The organism is Maridesulfovibrio pacificus (SeqCode) (assembly GCF_048612815.1).
In the GTDB taxonomy this organism is placed as follows: domain Bacteria; phylum Desulfobacterota; class Desulfovibrionia; order Desulfovibrionales; family Desulfovibrionaceae; genus Maridesulfovibrio; species Maridesulfovibrio pacificus.
Genome location: NZ_JBLZNE010000001.1, coordinates 173229 through 189986 on the forward strand (window position 1 = coordinate 173229; position 16758 = coordinate 189986).

Consider the following 16758-nt stretch of genomic DNA (forward strand, 5'->3'; position numbering starts at 1 on the left):
CTTTATGCTGTTTGGGATGTGATCATATTATCAGCAAGTGTTGTGGTCAGGGCATCAACCAGCATGCGGTTCTCCTCAGGAGTTTTAACCGCAAGCCGCAGATAGCGTCCTTCAGGAAGCCCTTGCTTTTTGCCGAGGTCTTTAACCAGCATTTTGTGATTCATGAATAATTGTTCCTGAATGTAATCCGAATAAACCCCCTCCGGGAGTTCGCAGCAGAAATAATTTGCGTATGAAGGGATAACCTTCAGGGTTGGAATTGCGTTTAACATTTCTCCCATCTCATCACGGGCCTCGATTACTTTAGCGCGGGATAAAGCGTAATCGTTGCGGTATTTCGGGAGAATATCCAAAAAATATTGGGCAACTGAATTGATGTGCCAGATCGGCAGGGCTGTGCGTACTTCTTTAATGAGTTCGCGGTCGGCACTTGCAATGTAACCAAGCCTGATTCCCGGAACTCCGAGGTCTTTACTCAAACTGCGCAGGATGATCACATTCGGGTATTTATCCAGTTCATCGAGAAGAGTCGTGTCACGTCCGGTACCGATGAAATCGGCGAATGATTCATCAAGGATTATCATATCCAGATGACGCAGTTCTTCGAACATGTAGCGAAGTTCTGCCGGTTTGAACCTTGTTCCGGTAGGGTTGCCGGGGTTGACGATAACCAGCGCGTTGGAACCGCTTGATTTTGCTTCTTTGACAATTGTTGCCGGAGTTTGAGTCAGGCTATGCGGGCAGGGCGGTATGGCATGGATCTGTTCGGGTTTGAGATTTCGTGCATATTCATCAAATGAAGGCTGGAGCAGGGTAACCTTGTTAATTTTTTGACGCAGGAGTTCAATAAGTTCTGAACCGCCGTTGGCCACTGCAAGCATGGATTCATCAATTTTAGCCCAGTTCGCAAGGCTGTGATTGATTTCCTGCTGTCCTGAAGGGTAGTTGTCGAGCAGGTCGGTCAAGTTCAGGCGAAGTTCGTTATAAAGGTTCTGGTTGGGAAAATAAGGATTGTACAGATACTCGAAGTCCGTGAAGTCATAACGCCAGTATCCACCGTATTTCTTGCGTACTTTTTCCAGCAGGGAACGGTCATCGGTTACATATGCCTCGGCCCGTTGCAGGTCCGTGAAGTCATCAATTTCAAACCAGCGGTGAGAATTGCATATCTTGGCTTTAAGCTCTTTGCTGCCCATAAAAATTATCACACCCAGCACCAGTTCATAATACTCGTTCTGGCCGTTCATTTTTACATACAGATCAATAGTGGGCAGGAAAATATTTTGCAGGAAATCTTCAGTAAAGGTGTAAATGTTTACCGTCTTGTATTTGTCGGTAAAATTGAAATTTTTATCCTGGTCTTTACCGGGGATCAATCGGGTAATATTCTTGCGGTCAGGAGAAAGCTCCACCACAGTGCCGTCCATATGTTGCTGGAAATTATCAACCATGACAGCATTGGCGAATGGCTCTTCCAGCAGCTCTTCAATCAGTCCCGGTTCAAAGAAAATATCGCATTCCAGAAGAATGGTGTTCCTGTCCCACAATTCGCGGGTGAGCCATAGGGAGTGGATATTGTTGGTTTTGTCCCAGTCTTCGTTTCGTACGTAGACAATTTCGATACCGTTGTAGCTGTCACCAAGCCTTTCATGCAGTTGTTCCGACTTGTAGCCCTCTACAATAATAAATCGCTCAACCGGATGTTTCGACAGTATATTTAAAGCATTAACGATCAGCGGGCATCCATTGACTTCGACCAGTGGCTTGGGAACATCATCCGTAATGGGACTTAGCCTTTGTCCTCTTCCTGCTGCTAGAATGATAACCTGCATAGCTGTCTCCATGTCAAATTAGTGTTTGCAATGGGCAGTGATAAGCAATGTTTGTTCCAAAATAAAGTTCAATTAAGATTTATTAAAAACTTTGCAGGTGATCATGGATAGTACGATTAATGAATTTATATTGAGCGAATTGGTTTTATTATGATAATGATTTTATATAGATTTTGTGGTTGTTGATTTTAATGAATATTCGAATCAAAGGAGATGTATGTGGACGGTCTTCCACTTTGGTTGATTTGGCTGATTGCCGGACTTGTTCTGGCTTTGCTGGAACTTGTGGCTCCAGGAATGGTTTTGATTTTTTTTAGCCTTGGCTGTCTGCTTTCCGCTTTAGCAGCACTAATTTACAGTGATGCTTTGGTACTGCAGGTTACGGTTTTCTGTATATCCTCTGTTGGGACGTTGTTGATCCTTCGCCGGACATTTATGGGCTGGTTTCAAGGGCAGGTGTCCGATGTAGTTGATGATGGGTACGATAATTCGCCTGAAGGAGCATTAGCTGAGGTTAGCAAGGATTTCGGTTCTGACGGTTTTGGTCAGATTAAGTATAGAGGCTCATTCTGGAAGGCTGTTGCCCAGTTAGACCATAATTTCGTGGTTGGTGACAAAGTACGTATCGTTTCATGGGCTGACAAAAGCAAGACTTCTTTTTTAGTGGAAAAACTTTGACAGTTGAGGTTGCGTTATGGCTCCTGCTTTGATTGCTGTTATATTAATTGCTGTGGTTCTGGTTGTAATAATCATTAAATCCATTCGGATCGTTCCCCAGAAAACAGAGGCAATAGTGGAAAGGCTCGGCAAGTACCGGGTGACTCTTGGCGCTGGGTTTCATTTTCTGTTTCCGTTTATTGATCGTGTGGCATATGAGTTTTCACTTAAGGAAGAGGCTCTCGACACTTTACCTCAGACTTGTATTACAAGTGATAATGTCAGTGTAGTCGTAGATGGACTTATCTTCATAGAAGTGCAGGATTCCAAAGCCGCAGCGTACGGTATCGACAATTATCGATATGCTGCTTCGCAGTTGGCTCAGACTGCACTTCGTTCCTGTGTCGGTAAGCTTGCGCTCGATAAGACTTTTGAAGAACGTGATTCCATAAATGCTCAGGTGGTGGAAGCCATCGACGCTGCCGCTGCTTCTTGGGGTATAAAAGTTTTACGTTATGAGATTAAGGATATTACTCCTCCGGACAGCGTGAAAGCGGCTATGGAAACTCAGATGATCGCCGAGCGTCAGAAGCGTGCGGATATTGCCCGAAGCGAAGGTGAAAAACAGGCCATAATTAACAGAGCGGAAGCGGCCAAGCTTGATGAAGTGCTTAAGAGTGAGGGTGAGCGTGAGCGGCTCATGAACGAAGCCCTCGGTAAGGCTGAAGCCATCACTACTGTTGCTGATGCCACAGCCAAGGCTTTGCGTACTGTCGGGGAAACTCTGAATTCTTCTGGTGGTGCTGATGCTGCATCACTTCGTGTAGCGGAGCGTTATGTGGAGGCGTTTGAAGGTCTGGCTCGTGAATCTACCACCTTGATTCTTCCTGCTGAAGCCGGAGATGTGGCTTCCATGGTAGGAACTGCCATGAGTGTTTTTGGCAAGGTTAAGGGCGATAGTGGGAAGTCTGCACAGAAACCTGAAGGGCAGGGTGAGTTTGGATTTACTTTGGAATAAGTGAACTTTTTTCTCGGAAATTTACACGCATAATAAAACCCGGCTGTGATGGCCGGGTTTTACGTTTCAGGCGCACGGACTGCCCTTTTAGGCTATAGTGTTAGCTATTGTCCCAACACCGGAGTACGCGGCACTGAGAACGCTTTTTTGGAAATCATAATCGCTACTGGTTGAAGAACTGAACTGATCGGAGTTCATGTAATCAAGTGTCTTGGTTACAACCTGAGCTCCGAAGAGTTGCTTGTCACTTACCGCAGGTGCGGTATCCATTGTTGAGCTGATTCCTGTTACGTCCATAAAACCCCTCCCGAAAAAGGGCAATATACGCGCCTATCTGTTAAATCGGTTAAACTCTGAGATACTTTAGGGTAAAAATAAGGATAATTTAGGATTTCTGAACAACTATCTATAATAATTGTTTTAAAATATAAAAAATCCCCGCTTTTAATGATAAAAGCGGGGATTTTTTGAAGTCCAGTTGAACAGGTCTATTTTTTTACCTGTTCCCAAAGCTCATTCTGTTCGATGAGGCTCATCTCAGAGATATCTTTGCCTTGTTCTTTGGCGAGGTCTTCCATTTTGGCAAAACGCTCAAGGAATTTATTGTTGGTGATATCCAAAGCGGTATTGGCTTTAATGCCTTTTCTGCGGCCCAGTTCAATAAGGGTGAACAGGTAATCGCCGAATTCCTCGGCAATTGCTCCCTTGTCGCCGGATTCTAAGGCAGTGTTCCATTCTTTCCATTCACTATCGAGCTGGCCCAGGCATTGCTCATCAGATTCATAGGTAAATCCGCTGCGGGCTGCTTTTGAATTTATGCGGTATGCCTTGAGCATGGGCGGCAATCCCTTCGGCAGGGAATCGAAAATCTTTTTGTCGCCTTCTTTTTCGCTGCGTTTAATTCTTTCCCAGTTACGGAGCAACTCTTCCTGATCTTCGACCTTGCAGTCCGCGAATACGTGCGGGTGGCGGCGAATCATTTTTGCTGCGCCGGAATCAACAGCATCAGCAAAGGTAAACGCGTTATCTTCTTCGTAACGCTGAGCAATGAACAGCAGCAGAAACATGACGTCACCAAGCTCTTCCATCACTTCCTGTTTGTCGTCAGCACGGATAGCTTCTACAAGTTCGAAAGCTTCTTCAATTAAAGAATCACAAAGTGTTTGAGGTGTTTGCTCTTTGTCCCATGGGCAGCCGTCTGGAGCAGTTAGGCTGGAAATTACATTTTTGAGTTTTTCAATGGATTTTGCGCTCATTTTAAATAGTATCGCTTATAGGGTTAGTGAGTTCTGAGTGATCGGGAAACATTGACTTTATATCCAATGAATCAAGTACATTGTCTGGGGCGAAGCTGATGAAGAAGCTTGCCGTGGACATTACTTTTGGAGCCAGTTTGGACTTGGTCAGGAACTCTGAATTGGGTGTAAAGCTGTTCAGCACGACAATAATGATGCCGCCGACAATGATTGCTTCGACAAAACCCAAAATCCCGCCGAGGACCTGATCAGCCCAGCTGAGCATGGACACCGTCAATATTTTTTTAATGGTAACACCGACCAGAAAAGCAACAAAAAGCGTGGCTACGATAATAGAAAGGTAGCTGAACGCCTTTACAGTTCCTGGGCCGTCAAAAAAAGTTTGAAAATACGGGGCGAGCTCGTGATGATATTTTGCGGCAAGATAAAAGCCGAAAATTAAAGAAAAAACGGAAATAGCTTCTCTGACTATCCCCCGCAGTAAGCCTCTAAAAATCAGGGCCCCGGCAATGACAATTAAAATGATATCCAGCGCATTAAATGCTAAGCCTGCTGTTTGCATACTGAAATCCGTTAATAATTTGTTTGTGAAAAAATGCGCGAATTCCGCATGAAGCCTTATCAATAAAAGAGATAAGAGGAACCTAGCAGACAGCAGAGGAAAAGTGAATATCATGAACCTACTTGAAAATAATAAAAAATATGACAATCAAGTGAAAAATGAGGTTGTGTCATTTCGTGTTCTCAGGTAATTCTCGATTAATTTTGAGGGAATGGTTTTAAGGGGCAGGATTTTAATTATTCATGCTTGGAGGATATGCGTGAAGTTGATTGAAACAGAATTTCCCGGACTTGTGGTTATTGAACCTAAGGTTTTCAGGGATAGGCGGGGCTTTTTTCTGGAAAGTTTCAATAAAAATGTCTTTGCGGAAAATGGGTTGCCTACTGATTTTGTTCAAGACAACCATGCATATTCATCGGGTCTCGGCGTCATTCGCGGTCTTCACCTGCAGATGCCTCCTCATGCTCAGGCAAAACTTGTCTGGGTCACCAGGGGTGCTGTTAACGATGTCGTTGTAGATTTGCGTAAGGGATCACCAACCTACCGTAGATCGTTCAAAATTGAACTATCAGCGGAGAACTTTCTGAGGTTGTTTATCCCCAAGGGATTTGCGCATGGATATGAAACTCTGACCGAGGAAAACGAGTTCATGTACAAGGTCGATTCCGGATACACACCTGGCAGCGAGGCCGGGATCAGGTGGAATGATCCGGATCTTAATATCGACTGGAAGACAAAGAATCCGGTACTTTCCGATAAAGACCTGGAGCTTCCTCTCCTGGCACGGTTTGATTCTCCGTTTGAGTTTTAAACCGGTCTGCGAGAAGTGTTTTTCAAGCGCTTTTTCGCATATCTTTGTCAGGAAATAGGGGTTTTTCTTCTTTTGGAGAGTTTGTGAAAAGTTTCATATTCTCTTGACATAGAAAGATTCTCTATTTTAGAAGAAATGGCGTTAATTGGTTGTTTATGTTTCACAAAACTTAAGGAGTAGTGGGGCGAGGTTATGGAGGAAAAAAGAACATCGAAGCAGTGTGGAGGAGTTCTTCCTTTCTTCATCGGTGTCCTTGCGAGCCTGATTGTTGGTTGGTGGGTTTTCCCGCAGGTTATTTATAGCCAGAAGACTCAGCCTATCGATTTCAGCCACAAGGTTCATGTTGAAGGTGAAGGTATGGACTGTGAGTCATGTCACATGTTTTTGGAAGACGGTTCTTTTGCCGGTCTGCCTTCCAATGAGCAGTGTGCTGAGTGTCACGAAGATGTCCTCGGAGAAACCGAAGCTGAGGAAATTTACGTGACCGAGTATCTGCAGAAGGGTGTGGAAGTACCCTGGCTGGTTTATCAGTATCAGCCCGATAACGTTTACTTTTCGCACATGGCACACCAAGGTTTCGAGTGTACGGATTGCCATCCCGACGTAGGCAACAGCGACACGCTGCCGACGTATTACGAAAACAGAATCAGCGGTTACAGCAAGCAGACCATGAAGATGTGGCAGTGTGAACGCTGTCATGCGGAAGTTGGTACCAGCAACGCATGTTACGTCTGCCATAAGTAAGTGAGGGACTGCAATGGGTATTGATCGCAGAACTTTTATTCAATTGGTAACAGGTGGTGTAGTTGGTTCACTCTTCACCCCTGTAATTTGGAAAACTCTGGATGACGCTTCTATCTGGTCCCAGAACTGGCCCTGGATTCCCAGACTGAAATACGGTGCAATCACCGAGCAGGCTTCTGTTGCCAAATTCGGTGCCAGCCCCTGTGCTGAGATTGTAAAATCCGTGGGCGGAAGCCCTTACCTCACCAGAGGAAATGCAGAAAACGCAATGAGCAAAGGCGGTGTTGACCCGGTCAGCGCCAGCGGCCCGCAGCTCATGTACAGCCCTTCCCGTATTAACGGTCCTATGAAAAAGACCGCGGAAGGCAAATACGAGTCCATCTCCTGGGAAGAAGCTGAAAAGCTCCTTTCTGAGAAACTCGCAGCAGTTAAAGGACAGAAAGGCAAACTCACTGTTGTTTCCGGCGATACTACCGGTACTGCAACTGAGGTTCTGTCCGGTTTCGCTTCCGAAATGGGTGCAGACTGCTACCTGATGCCCTCTGAAGAGCAGGGCGCAGCCGTTGCTCTGGCAAGCATGGGCGGAAAAGGACAGATCGGTTACGATCTGGAAAATTCCGACTTAGTGCTTTTCGTAGGCGCGGATGCCATGGATTCATGGGGTTCGGTTGTGAGAAACCAGTGTGTTTACTCTGAAAGCCGTCCCACCGGTGAAGACATTAAGACTACTTATGTCTACGCAGGGCCTTTCCAGAACAACACAGCAGCCGCTGCAGATAAGTGGATTCCGGTAGCACCCGGTACCGGCGCTATTTTCTGCCTCGGTCTTGCTTACCATATGCTTAAGGCTGGAGCTTCCGCTTCTGCTTCTGATTTCGCCGACTTTAAGACTCTGGTAATGTCCAGATTCTCTCCCGATAAAGTGGAGAAAGCCACCGGCGTATCCGGAGTTGAAATGGCAGCAATTGCCAAACGCATCATGAAATCTTCCGCTCCCGTTGTTGTTGCAGGCTCCGAGTTCGCTCAGGGTGCCGGTGCAGCAGACGTGATTGCCGCTGCCGCAGTTAACATGCTGCTCGGTCGCGTCAACAAAGACGGTGGAATGAAGATTCTCCCCGAACTGCCCACAGCTGTTGAAGCTGCTGCCGGCCGTTCCGAACTGGCTGCTAAAGACTTTATCGGCTACCTTGCTGGTATCGCCGCAGGCAAAGTTGCAGCTCCTGCAGTAATGATGGCTTACGAAGCCAACCCTGTTTACGCTCTGCCCCAGAACACAGCTCTGGCACCGGCATTCGAAAAAGCAGGTTTCCTCGTAAGCTTCAGCACTTATATGGATGAAACAGCTTCCAAAGCTGACCTGATTATGCCCAACCCCACCAGCTATGAGCGTTTTGAAGATGCACAGACTCCATACGGTGTCGGTGCTGCAATGCTCGCAGCCAGTGCTCCTGTTGCAGAGCCTCTCTACAACAGCAAGCCCACTGTTGACGTAATTCTCGGCGTGGCTTCCGGTCTGGGTATCGACCTTGGTTACGAATCCTCAGAAGCCGTTTATCAGGCTAAAGCCGAAAAAGCGGGCGCTGACTGGGATTCCCTTGTAGAAGGATCTGCTTATGTTTCCGATTCCACTGAATCCGGTTCCATTAAGTTTGCAGCATCTGTTCTCTCTAAGGCAGTAACCATGCCTAAGGGCGGCGAAATCGCTCTTGCTCCTTACTCAAAGCTGATCTTCGGTACTTCCACTGTGGCTATTCCGCCGCTTAACGTGGTTGCTATCAGTAAGTTTGAGCTTTTGGGTAAAGACCTCATGGTTCAGGTTAACTCTAAGACTGCCAAGAAACTTGGTGTGTCTGAAGGTTCCAAGGTCAAGCTTGCCGGAGCAGGCGGAGAGTGCGCTGTAAGAATCCACATTAATGAAGGCGTAATGAACGATGTTATCGCCGCACCTCTTGGATTCGGTCACACCGCATGGGATGCTTACTCCAGCGGTAAAGGCGAAAACATCTCCAAACTTCTCACCGTTGGTACTGAGTCCGGCACCGGTTTGTCCGTGTGGACCAGTTCTTTCGTGAGCATCGCCTAAATTAAAGTCAGGGGATTCACGTTATGCAACAATTGGAATTTGATACTAAATGGACCATGGTAGTTGATGTCGACAAGTGTACCGGTTGCGGTGCTTGTATGGTATCCTGCCAGGCTGAAAATAACATAGCTCCCATGGAAGAAGGGTCCAATAAGCTTAAGACCCTCACCTGGATGCTTGTTTACGAACTCAACAACGGTAAGGAATTCCCGAACAGGGAAGTTGCCTACCTGCCCAGACCCTGCATGCAGTGCGGACACCCTGCCTGCGTTCCCGTCTGTCCCGTAGTTGCTACTACCAAGGACGAAGAAGGCGGTATCGTCAGTCAGATTTACCCCCGTTGCATCGGTTGCAGGTACTGTATGGCTGCGTGTCCTTACCATGCCCGCTACTTTGGCTGGCTTGACCCGGTATGGCCCGGTGGAATGGACAAGGCTTTGTCTCCTTCTACTTCTGCCCGTCCTCGCGGTGTTGTTGAGAAATGTAACTTCTGCCATTCCAGACTGCTGGATGCGCGTCAGCGTGCCCGTGCTGAAGGTCTGGATCCGAACAAGCTGCCTGACGGTTGGTACCAGCCTGCCTGTCTGGAAGCATGCCCCACCGGCGCAATCTCCTTCGGTGATGCCAAGAATCCTGAGCACAAAGTTCATGAACTGATTAAGAACCCCAATGCTTTCCGCATTCTGGAGTCTATCGGCATGGATCCTCAGGTTTACTACATCAGCCGTCGTGAATGGGTTCGTGAGCAGAGTGATAACGTAGCTCAAGGCAGCCATGCTGAAAAACATGCTGCTGAAGGCAAGCATTAGGAGGGAGGTTTACCATGGATAGCAATCTCTTCCCCGAAGGCACAAAACGCTGCGGACTGCCTAAGTTCCTGCTTTGGATGGTTTTTCCTACTGCCATCCTGCTCTGGGGCGTCTACGCTGCTGTAAAGATTTTCTATTACGGTATCGGCGTAACCGGCCTAGATAACTACTTCGGGTTCGGCCTCTGGATTACTTTTGACCTTGCGGTTATCGCACTTGGTGCCGGTGCATTTTTCACCGGTTTTCTCAAGTACATCCTCAAGATCGATCAACTTAAAAATATCATCAACCTTGCAGTAGTCTTAGGATTCCTGTGCTACTCCGGTGCCATGCTCATTCTGACCATGGATATCGGGCAGCCTATCCGCGCATGGTTCGGTTACTGGCACCCCAACGTGCACTCCATGCTCACAGAAGTTATCTTCTGTATTACCTGTTACTGCACTGTTCTGATTATTGAATTCATTCCGCTGATTCTCGAGCAGAAGCAGCTGAACAAGATTCCTTTCCTGCATCACTTTGCCCATCACCTTCACGTGAATATGGCTCTGTTCGCAGGTATCGGAACATTCCTGTCCACCTTCCACCAGGGTTCTCTCGGCGGTATGTACGGCGTCATGTTTGGTCGTCCTTACGCCTTCCGTGAAGGTTTCTTCATCTGGCCCTGGACTTTCTTCCTCTTCGTTCTCTCTGCTGTGGGTTCCGGTCCTGTCTTCACAGTTCTGGTTTGTACCCTCATCGAGAAAATGACCGGTAAGAAACTGGTGGATTACAAAGTTAAAGCTCTGATGGGTAAAATCGCCGGTACCATGCTCTGCGTGTACATGTTCTTCAAGATCATTGACACTTGGGCTTGGGCTGTAGGCTACCTGCCCTCCGTTGGCCTGACCTTCGAACAGATGTTCTACGGTAATGTATACGGTCAGTGGCTGCTCTGGACTGAACTCGTGCTTTGCGGCATCGTTCCCGCAATCATGCTGATCACTCCTTCCATCAGAAACAACCCCACACTGCTGTACTCTGCAGCAATTCTGGACTGCATCGGCGTAACCATCAACCGTTACGTATTCACTGTCCAGACCATCGCTATTCCGGTTATGCCTTTCGATAACTGGGAAGTATATGTACCGAACTGGGCAGAATGGGCTACCACCCTGATGATCTGCGCATACGGTGCTCTGGTACTCAGCCTCTGCTACCGCTACCTGCCTATGTTCCCTCAGGAACTCAAGCTGAACAAGAAGTAGTCTTCGGCTGATTACATAAGTAAAGTCAAAAGGCCCCGCTCGTGAGAGTGGGGCCTTTTCTTGTAAACTATGGTATTAGATTTTAGGCTGGAAAATCATAATCCTGACTGGTATGTTAAATTCATGATGACTATGGGTACAAATGATATATCAAAGCTTGCCACATTGCTGGAGCAGCAAGATGATCTCGAAGTCGGGATTGTTTTTGGCTCAACTGTAACTGGCGACACTAGACCTGACAGTGACATCGATGTTGCTGTATTAGGTCCATCTCCTCTTTCTTATAAGAGAATAATGGAACTTCAAGCTCTTATCAGCATCAAAATGGGTCGCGAGGTCGATCTCATTGATTTAAAGAAGTGTCATGGATTACTTCTTCAACAAATTTTAACCACAGGTAATCTTATGTTTGGACTGGATTCTCTTCTTCTGGCTCAAACAGCAAGTCGCATGCTTGTTGAGCAAGCCGATTATGAACCCTTACGAAATCGTTTGGTGCTATCCAACCTAAAGAGAGGATTTAGTGAATCAAAAAGTTATTGAGGTTAAGCTTGTTTCCTTACAGCGTTGCCTGGAAAGGATTAAGCAGAAGACTCCTAGTCGGGTGGAAGTTCTTGCTTCAGATTATGACTTACAGGATATTGTTATCCTGAACTTGCAGCGTGCAGTCCAAATAAGTGTCGATATTGCAACTCATATTTTAAGTGCAAAATTTAAAATTCCCTCTTCAATGGCTGAAAGTTTTATTTACCTTGGGCAAGAGAAGATACTGGATAAAAATTTGGCTGAACGATTATCACGAAGTGTCGGATTGCGTAATATTGCAGTGCATGAGTATATGAACTTGGATTGGGAGATCGTCCACGCAGTAAGCTTAAATCATTTGGATGACTTCTCACGTTTCGGTGATGCTGTTTTGCAATGGTTGGATTCAAATAAGTAGCAGTCTTTATAATTTTTCGTATCAAAAAAGCCTCCCCGCTTGCGCAGGGAGGCTCTCTAGTACATACTTACCTATCTTTGCCTAGTAGGGCAGAAACCACTTCATGCCTTTCATTTTTGCAGGAATGGGCTTCTCTTGTGACGGAGGATGTTTGATGTCCCAGCATTCCATTTCCTGTGTAATCCATGAAGGACGGGAAAGTCTGATAGAGTTCCCTTTGGTTATGGAATCATCATCGCCGCTGAAATGCTGCAGAATGAGGCTGACATTGCCGTCTGCATCACCCAAGGACCATTTCCAGACCTTGAGAGTGCCGAAGGGGTTGCCTCGCCAGTCATTGGGCTTTCCAAAACGTTTTTCAATTTTGCCGTAAAGCTTGTTGAAAAATTCCATGCTATCGTCTTGATATTTGAGCTTCATGCGCAGGATGATATCTTTGCGCTTGCAGTTGCCGACAACAACATATCCACCCTTATAACCTTCCATGTCTTTCAAGCCGATCCGTTTGATATACTCCTCCTGCCAAGGGCAAGTCGCAGAATTCTCTTCCAGAAGTGAACGGATTGTTGAGACATCATTACCGATGGTTATGCCCGCAACTGATTCTGGAGCGTTTTGGGCGGCCAGAGCACCAGATATGCCAATCAAGGAAACTAATAAGGTCAATAAGATAACTTTCTTCATTTGATAATTCCTGTAGCCCAATGGGCTCTATATGAGAGTCAATCCTATCCCGGTAGTACAGCCGGAACATCCTGCGTTGTAGTTTGCTATAAATCTTTCTTCCCAGTTGCTGATCATGTCAACTGTGGCCTTCAAGAACTTGTTGCTGATAACAGGATATTGCTCTTGAGCCTTCTTGAATTTTTCACTGGTCAGGCGGATGCAGATGCAGTCCGAAGTTGCCTTAAGAGTGAATAAACGTTTGGAATCGCCAATGAGGGATAGCGCACCGACAAAGTCTCCCTCTTTAAAAGATTGGACTTTCGTTGTGCCTGCATCAAGATAAGCTTCCATGGATCCGCTGATTAGGTAATATGCGGACTGGTCAAAGTCACCGCTGGCAAAAACTTCGTCACCTGCTGAAAATCTCTCACGTACGCAAAGGTAGGCGATCAGCTTCTGTGCTTCAAGGTCAAGACCGGAGAAGTAAGGAATCTCCCTCATTATTTCCAAATGTTCTTGGTATTCGCTTGTTTCTGCTGCCATGACTAATGTGCTCCGTGTACGAGTTCGTAAAGAAGTCCCTTTTTCGCCATAAGTTCATCATAGGGACCAACTTCCATCAATTTACCAGCCTTCATGACTGCTACTTTATCATAATTTTTAATAGTATCCAGTCTATGGATAACCGAGATAAGTGTTGCTTTGCCTTTCCACTTGGTTTCAAGCAGTCCCTGAATACGGTTTTGAGATCTGTTATCCAATGCGGAAGTCGCCTCATCCATAATCATGATGGGCGGATTCTTAAGGAAGGTTCGGGCGATAGCAAGTTTCTGGCACTGTCCGCCGGAAAGTTTATCTCCCTTGGTGCCAACCTGGAATTCCATGCCTAATTCAACAACTGTTTCAAGGAGATCCTCCTCAATGAGCAGCTGGATCATGGATTGGTTGATTGCGTCCTGAACCTTTGGATGATCGGTTTTAGGTTTGCCGAAAAGGATATTATCCAGAATTGTTTGCGACGGGATGAATTCAGCCATCTGATAAAAGCTGAATGCTTGCGGCATATCTTCTGAAATTCTGGAATTGAACATCTTCCGGCCGTCAAGGATTAACCCTTTCAATACGGACGGAAGCGCGACAATCTTATGTACTCCGGGAACGAATCCAAGAGCAAGGCGCAACAGCATTTCGCGGTCCTTGTCTTCAAGCTCCAATAATGGAATGTCGTCAATACGAGCGGTAAGCTGCTTGTAATCTTCGAATTCCTCTGAAGGAATAGGGCTTTGCTCGAAGAAAACCTCATCCGGGGGGAGATTACCGAGAATATCGACAGTCTGCTTGGCTAATTCGCGTCCAAGGCTCAGTAGCGGTGTTTCCAGTTGCGCTTCCTTGAGGAAGCTCTGGAAGTAGTCGTTGCTAACCAGTGCACGGCCTGAAAAGGTGTTGTCATTGGCATGCCCAAAGGTAATGTTGCCTGCTACGGACGAGAAGTCGAGATATGCTCCATCCTGATAGAATTCCACATGTTCAGCAAGCCTGTCGCCGAAATCGGAGTGAAAGTTTTGACGCACTCTGACCAGTCGTTCTGAAAGTTCAGTTTCTTTGTCCGGGTCGAGCAGTGTGTTAAGGCCGAATCGGAGTACATCAACAAAAATACCAGCCTGTTGAATTGACTCAATCATGTTATCCCGGCTGGGCATTTTCTCTTCAGCTTCAGGGTCCCCCTCAAGGACAGCTAAACAGGAATATAGCAGGTTGTCTTTGATCGTCCCTGAGAAAATGAAAGGTGCTTGAGCCACGATGCCCATGTTATGTACCATGTCGGCCTTGGTCAGGTCTCCGACTTCATAGCCGTCGATTTTTACCGACCCTCCCGTGTATTTATATAGCTGTGAGATACATTGGGCCAGCGTACTTTTACCACTGCCCGAAAAGCCTACAAGAGCCATTTGCTCTCCGGGCTTAAGCTGCATGTTAATTTGCTTAAGCAGCCGTATATTGCCGGACACGGTGAAACCGAGGTTTTGAACTTCAATATTCCCCTTGAGTTTTACTGGAGCGCGTCCTTCAGGCTCAAGCTCGAACTCTGGTTTGGTGTCAAAGTATTCCATGACCCGGTTGTAGCGGACTGCTGAATCGTTATGGACCTGATAGAAATCCATGAGTTCTTTCCACGGATCATAGATCTTTTCATAAGCAGAAAGGAATGCCACCAGAGCACCAAGGTCGAAGCGGCCCTGAATGGCAAGGTAACCACCTACGATGAAGAGTAAAAACGGGCCTAAGTTTTGGAAAAAGTTGTTCAGGACCTTGATGCCCTGTTTATAGAGAATCCAGGTAATCCTGATCTTGAAAAGACGATCGACAAAGGCGCCGTACTTACGGTTTTCAATGCGATAGGAACCGTTTCCGTGAATTTCATGGATGCCGGAAATAGTTTCATTGATATGGCTGGAGAGGTATCTTGTCGTATCGACCCTTTGTTTGTTGGCCCTGTTTGATCTCTTCTGAAGCTTTGGAACCAGATAGATCACAAAAGGATAAAGAGCGATGGAAATAGCGGCCATGATTGGGTTCAGGAAGAACATGTATCCGGCAAAAGCTATGAGCGTGAGCAAGTTTGTAACCGGAACAGCTACGGATTGTCCGACGTATTCACCGGCCGGTGCCAACTCTGTCACCAGCGAAGATACCACCATGCCCGGGTTGGCTTTTCTGAAATAGCTTAAAGGTAGTGTTAATATATGCGCGTATAATTCCTTACGCATTTTTGCCAGAGCTTCCTGACCAATGTATGTCTGCAGCACGGTGATAAGGTATTTTAGCAAGCTGGCTGATACAACAGATGCAATGTAAAAACCACAGTACATGAAGAGGAGGTCAACCTTGCGCATACTAATGGCTTGGTTGATGATTTTCTTCTGCATTTCCAAGGGAACAAGTCTGACTGCTACTGTAAAGAAGATTACAACAAGCAATATGAGCTGCAATTTCATATTGCTGTTCTTCACCCAGTAGGTTAGCGGACGCTTGGTGATCATTAACAACTCCTGTTTAGGCTATATATCTAACAAAAATTTATTACCTTTTTGTTGACGCAGCGACAAGGGTTTTCTAACTTATGAAAGGTAATCATACTATCTGTCCCACATGAGAAAATTGAGGATATGGTTTTGGTAAATAATCCTGCGACGCAGGCTGAGGCGGGCGTCACTTCTTCATTCTCCCTGAAATCCGATATTTCCGAGCTCAGGGTTCTAGCCGAAAAGATAGAAATTTTCGGCAGTGAACACGGTGTTTCTGATAAAACTGTGTTTGAACTTAATCTCGTGCTTGATGAACTTTTTACGAACCTTGTCAGTTACGGCTGCCAGTCGGACAGGCATAAGTTTGATATAGTCATTGAGCTGAAAGATAGAGTACTTACCATCTGGATTGAGGATGACGGCAAGAAATTTAATCCTCTTGACGCTCCTGAACCGGACATGGGCTGTAAATGTGAGGATCGCAGAGTAGGTGGATTAGGAATCCATTTCATGCGTAAAATGATGGACAGCATTGAATATGAATGGAAGGACGGCAGTAATAAATTGACGTTGACCAAAAATATCCAATAGCTTTATAAACCTAATTAGATAAGTAGTCCGCAGAGCGGATTTTAATATTTAACAGATCGGCAGTGCCGTTTAACAGACGGTAAATTTGGAAAACGGAGGAAAAGATGGGTCTTGAAGTTGGTGAAATTAAAAATGACGGTATTATTACCTTTAAGCTTAAAGGTCGTCTTGATTCGAATACATCCAATGATTTTGAAGAAAGGCTTTTGAGCCAGATTCAGGGTGGCGAAAGCAAGATTATTCTTGATTTTGAAAACCTTGAATATATTTCCAGTGCCGGTTTGCGCGTTCTGCTCAAAGCAGCCAGAGAACTCAAAGGCGGGGATGGTAAGCTTATGCTCTGTTCTCTTAAGGATTACATCAGAGAAGTCTTTGACCTTTCAGGATTTGTATCCTTCTTGCCCATATACGACACTATGGATGAATGTATTGGTGCTTTCTAGACATTTATAAATAATCAGGCCATATTCAGGCCTTACCTTATGTTTATATTGCTTCCTGTCCGCTTTTTTA

General features: G+C 46.0%; 18 protein-coding genes. 11 read left to right on the forward strand and 7 right to left on the reverse strand.

Features of this window, described 5'->3' with window-relative positions; all coding sequences use genetic code 11:
• Positions 1-2: 2 nt before the first annotated feature.
• On the reverse strand, positions 3-1832 hold the full coding sequence (locus tag ACNI23_RS00890; RefSeq protein WP_420246162.1) for an aminotransferase class I/II-fold pyridoxal phosphate-dependent enzyme: 1830 nt from the start codon (positions 1830-1832) through the stop codon (positions 3-5).
• Between the two features lie 219 nt (positions 1833-2051).
• Here ACNI23_RS00890 and ACNI23_RS00895 point away from each other — a divergent pair, with 219 nt between their 5' ends.
• Together ACNI23_RS00895 and ACNI23_RS00900 are read left to right on the forward strand one after the other, a co-directional pair.
• Entirely contained in the window at positions 2052-2510 is a 459-nt protein-coding gene (locus tag ACNI23_RS00895; RefSeq protein WP_420246164.1) for an NfeD family protein, read from the forward strand.
• A 16-nt stretch (positions 2511-2526) separates the two neighbouring features.
• Positions 2527-3507: an SPFH domain-containing protein gene (locus tag ACNI23_RS00900; RefSeq protein WP_420246166.1), complete on the forward strand. Its 981-nt coding sequence runs from the start codon at positions 2527-2529 to the stop codon at positions 3505-3507.
• 87 nt (positions 3508-3594) lie between these two features.
• Here the strand turns inward: ACNI23_RS00900 and ACNI23_RS00905 are convergent, their stop codons facing one another.
• The 3 genes from ACNI23_RS00905 to ACNI23_RS00915 all read right to left on the reverse strand — a co-directional run bounded on the left by ACNI23_RS00905 (position 3595) and on the right by ACNI23_RS00915 (position 5325).
• Positions 3595-3804 (reverse strand): hypothetical protein, encoded by a 210-nt coding sequence (locus ACNI23_RS00905; protein WP_319780608.1) that lies wholly within the window; start codon positions 3802-3804, stop codon positions 3595-3597.
• Between the two features lie 191 nt (positions 3805-3995).
• The gene (mazG, locus tag ACNI23_RS00910) at positions 3996-4763 is read right to left on the reverse strand and encodes a nucleoside triphosphate pyrophosphohydrolase (protein WP_420246167.1); all 768 of its coding nucleotides are present in this window, start codon (positions 4761-4763) and stop codon (positions 3996-3998) included.
• 1 nt (position 4764) lies between these two features.
• Positions 4765-5325 carry a CvpA family protein gene (locus ACNI23_RS00915; protein ID WP_420246169.1) on the reverse strand — a complete coding sequence of 187 codons (561 nt, stop codon included), beginning with the start codon at positions 5323-5325 and terminating at the stop codon, positions 4765-4767.
• Positions 5326-5584: 259 nt separating this feature from the next.
• On the opposite strand from ACNI23_RS00915, the gene rfbC reads away from it, so the two are divergent.
• From rfbC to hepT, 7 genes are all read left to right on the forward strand, one after another.
• Entirely contained in the window at positions 5585-6136 is a 552-nt protein-coding gene (gene rfbC / locus ACNI23_RS00920) for a dTDP-4-dehydrorhamnose 3,5-epimerase (RefSeq protein ID WP_420246170.1), read from the forward strand.
• Between the two features lie 192 nt (positions 6137-6328).
• On the forward strand, positions 6329-6880 hold the full coding sequence (gene qrcA, locus ACNI23_RS00925; RefSeq protein ID WP_015850926.1) for a menaquinone reductase multiheme cytochrome c subunit QrcA: 552 nt from the start codon (positions 6329-6331) through the stop codon (positions 6878-6880).
• A gap of 13 nt (positions 6881-6893) precedes the next feature.
• A complete protein-coding gene (gene qrcB / locus ACNI23_RS00930) occupies positions 6894-8963 on the forward strand; it encodes a menaquinone reductase molybdopterin-binding-like subunit QrcB (protein ID WP_420246172.1) in 2070 nt (689 codons plus the stop codon).
• Between the two features lie 23 nt (positions 8964-8986).
• Complete coding sequence (gene qrcC, locus ACNI23_RS00935; RefSeq protein WP_420246173.1) at positions 8987-9772, forward strand: menaquinone reductase iron-sulfur cluster-binding subunit QrcC; 786 nt, start codon at positions 8987-8989, stop codon at positions 9770-9772.
• 14 nt (positions 9773-9786) lie between these two features.
• The gene (qrcD, locus tag ACNI23_RS00940; RefSeq protein ID WP_420246174.1) at positions 9787-11019 is read left to right on the forward strand and encodes a menaquinone reductase integral membrane subunit QrcD; all 1233 of its coding nucleotides are present in this window, start codon (positions 9787-9789) and stop codon (positions 11017-11019) included.
• 69 nt (positions 11020-11088) lie between these two features.
• Positions 11089-11562 carry a type VII toxin-antitoxin system MntA family adenylyltransferase antitoxin gene (gene mntA, locus ACNI23_RS00945; RefSeq protein WP_420246175.1) on the forward strand — a complete coding sequence of 158 codons (474 nt, stop codon included), beginning with the start codon at positions 11089-11091 and terminating at the stop codon, positions 11560-11562.
• Positions 11543-11962 carry a type VII toxin-antitoxin system HepT family RNase toxin gene (gene hepT, locus ACNI23_RS00950; protein WP_420246176.1) on the forward strand — a complete coding sequence of 140 codons (420 nt, stop codon included), beginning with the start codon at positions 11543-11545 and terminating at the stop codon, positions 11960-11962. Before mntA ends, hepT begins: the two co-directional genes overlap by 20 nt.
• Positions 11963-12043: 81 nt before the next feature.
• Here hepT and ACNI23_RS00955 read toward each other — a convergent pair whose 3' ends face one another.
• From ACNI23_RS00955 to ACNI23_RS00965, 3 genes are read right to left on the reverse strand one after another with little or no spacing between them, the layout of a single operon-like run.
• A complete protein-coding gene (locus ACNI23_RS00955) occupies positions 12044-12646 on the reverse strand; it encodes a hypothetical protein (protein ID WP_420246178.1) in 603 nt (200 codons plus the stop codon).
• A gap of 27 nt (positions 12647-12673) precedes the next feature.
• Positions 12674-13171 carry a Crp/Fnr family transcriptional regulator gene (locus ACNI23_RS00960; RefSeq protein ID WP_420246180.1) on the reverse strand — a complete coding sequence of 166 codons (498 nt, stop codon included), beginning with the start codon at positions 13169-13171 and terminating at the stop codon, positions 12674-12676.
• A gap of 2 nt (positions 13172-13173) precedes the next feature.
• Positions 13174-15669: an ABC transporter ATP-binding protein/permease gene (locus tag ACNI23_RS00965; RefSeq protein WP_420246182.1), complete on the reverse strand. Its 2496-nt coding sequence runs from the start codon at positions 15667-15669 to the stop codon at positions 13174-13176.
• Between the two features lie 126 nt (positions 15670-15795).
• On the opposite strand from ACNI23_RS00965, the gene ACNI23_RS00970 reads away from it, so the two are divergent.
• Together ACNI23_RS00970 and ACNI23_RS00975 are read left to right on the forward strand one after the other, a co-directional pair.
• Complete coding sequence (locus tag ACNI23_RS00970; protein ID WP_420246184.1) at positions 15796-16245, forward strand: ATP-binding protein; 450 nt, start codon at positions 15796-15798, stop codon at positions 16243-16245.
• A gap of 104 nt (positions 16246-16349) precedes the next feature.
• On the forward strand, positions 16350-16688 hold the full coding sequence (locus ACNI23_RS00975) for an STAS domain-containing protein (protein WP_420246185.1): 339 nt from the start codon (positions 16350-16352) through the stop codon (positions 16686-16688).
• The last annotated feature ends 70 nt before the right edge of the window (positions 16689-16758 follow it).

Coding starts and splice junctions, on each gene's coding strand:
- ACNI23_RS00890 (WP_420246162.1), bottom strand. CDS start 1,832: ATGCAGGTTATCATTCTAGCAGCAGGAAGAGGACAAAGGCTAAGTCCC.
- ACNI23_RS00900 (WP_420246166.1), top strand. CDS start 2,527: ATGGCTCCTGCTTTGATTGCTGTTATATTAATTGCTGTGGTTCTGGTT.
- ACNI23_RS00905 (WP_319780608.1), bottom strand. CDS start 3,804: ATGGACGTAACAGGAATCAGCTCAACAATGGATACCGCACCTGCGGTA.
- mazG (WP_420246167.1), bottom strand. CDS start 4,763: ATGAGCGCAAAATCCATTGAAAAACTCAAAAATGTAATTTCCAGCCTA.
- ACNI23_RS00915 (WP_420246169.1), bottom strand. CDS start 5,325: ATGCAAACAGCAGGCTTAGCATTTAATGCGCTGGATATCATTTTAATT.
- qrcA (WP_015850926.1), top strand. CDS start 6,329: ATGGAGGAAAAAAGAACATCGAAGCAGTGTGGAGGAGTTCTTCCTTTC.
- qrcB (WP_420246172.1), top strand. CDS start 6,894: ATGGGTATTGATCGCAGAACTTTTATTCAATTGGTAACAGGTGGTGTA.
- qrcC (WP_420246173.1), top strand. CDS start 8,987: ATGCAACAATTGGAATTTGATACTAAATGGACCATGGTAGTTGATGTC.
- qrcD (WP_420246174.1), top strand. CDS start 9,787: ATGGATAGCAATCTCTTCCCCGAAGGCACAAAACGCTGCGGACTGCCT.
- mntA (WP_420246175.1), top strand. CDS start 11,089: ATGGTATTAGATTTTAGGCTGGAAAATCATAATCCTGACTGGTATGTT.
- ACNI23_RS00955 (WP_420246178.1), bottom strand. CDS start 12,646: ATGAAGAAAGTTATCTTATTGACCTTATTAGTTTCCTTGATTGGCATA.
- ACNI23_RS00960 (WP_420246180.1), bottom strand. CDS start 13,171: ATGGCAGCAGAAACAAGCGAATACCAAGAACATTTGGAAATAATGAGG.
- ACNI23_RS00965 (WP_420246182.1), bottom strand. CDS start 15,669: ATGATCACCAAGCGTCCGCTAACCTACTGGGTGAAGAACAGCAATATG.
- ACNI23_RS00970 (WP_420246184.1), top strand. CDS start 15,796: ATGGTTTTGGTAAATAATCCTGCGACGCAGGCTGAGGCGGGCGTCACT.
- ACNI23_RS00975 (WP_420246185.1), top strand. CDS start 16,350: ATGGGTCTTGAAGTTGGTGAAATTAAAAATGACGGTATTATTACCTTT.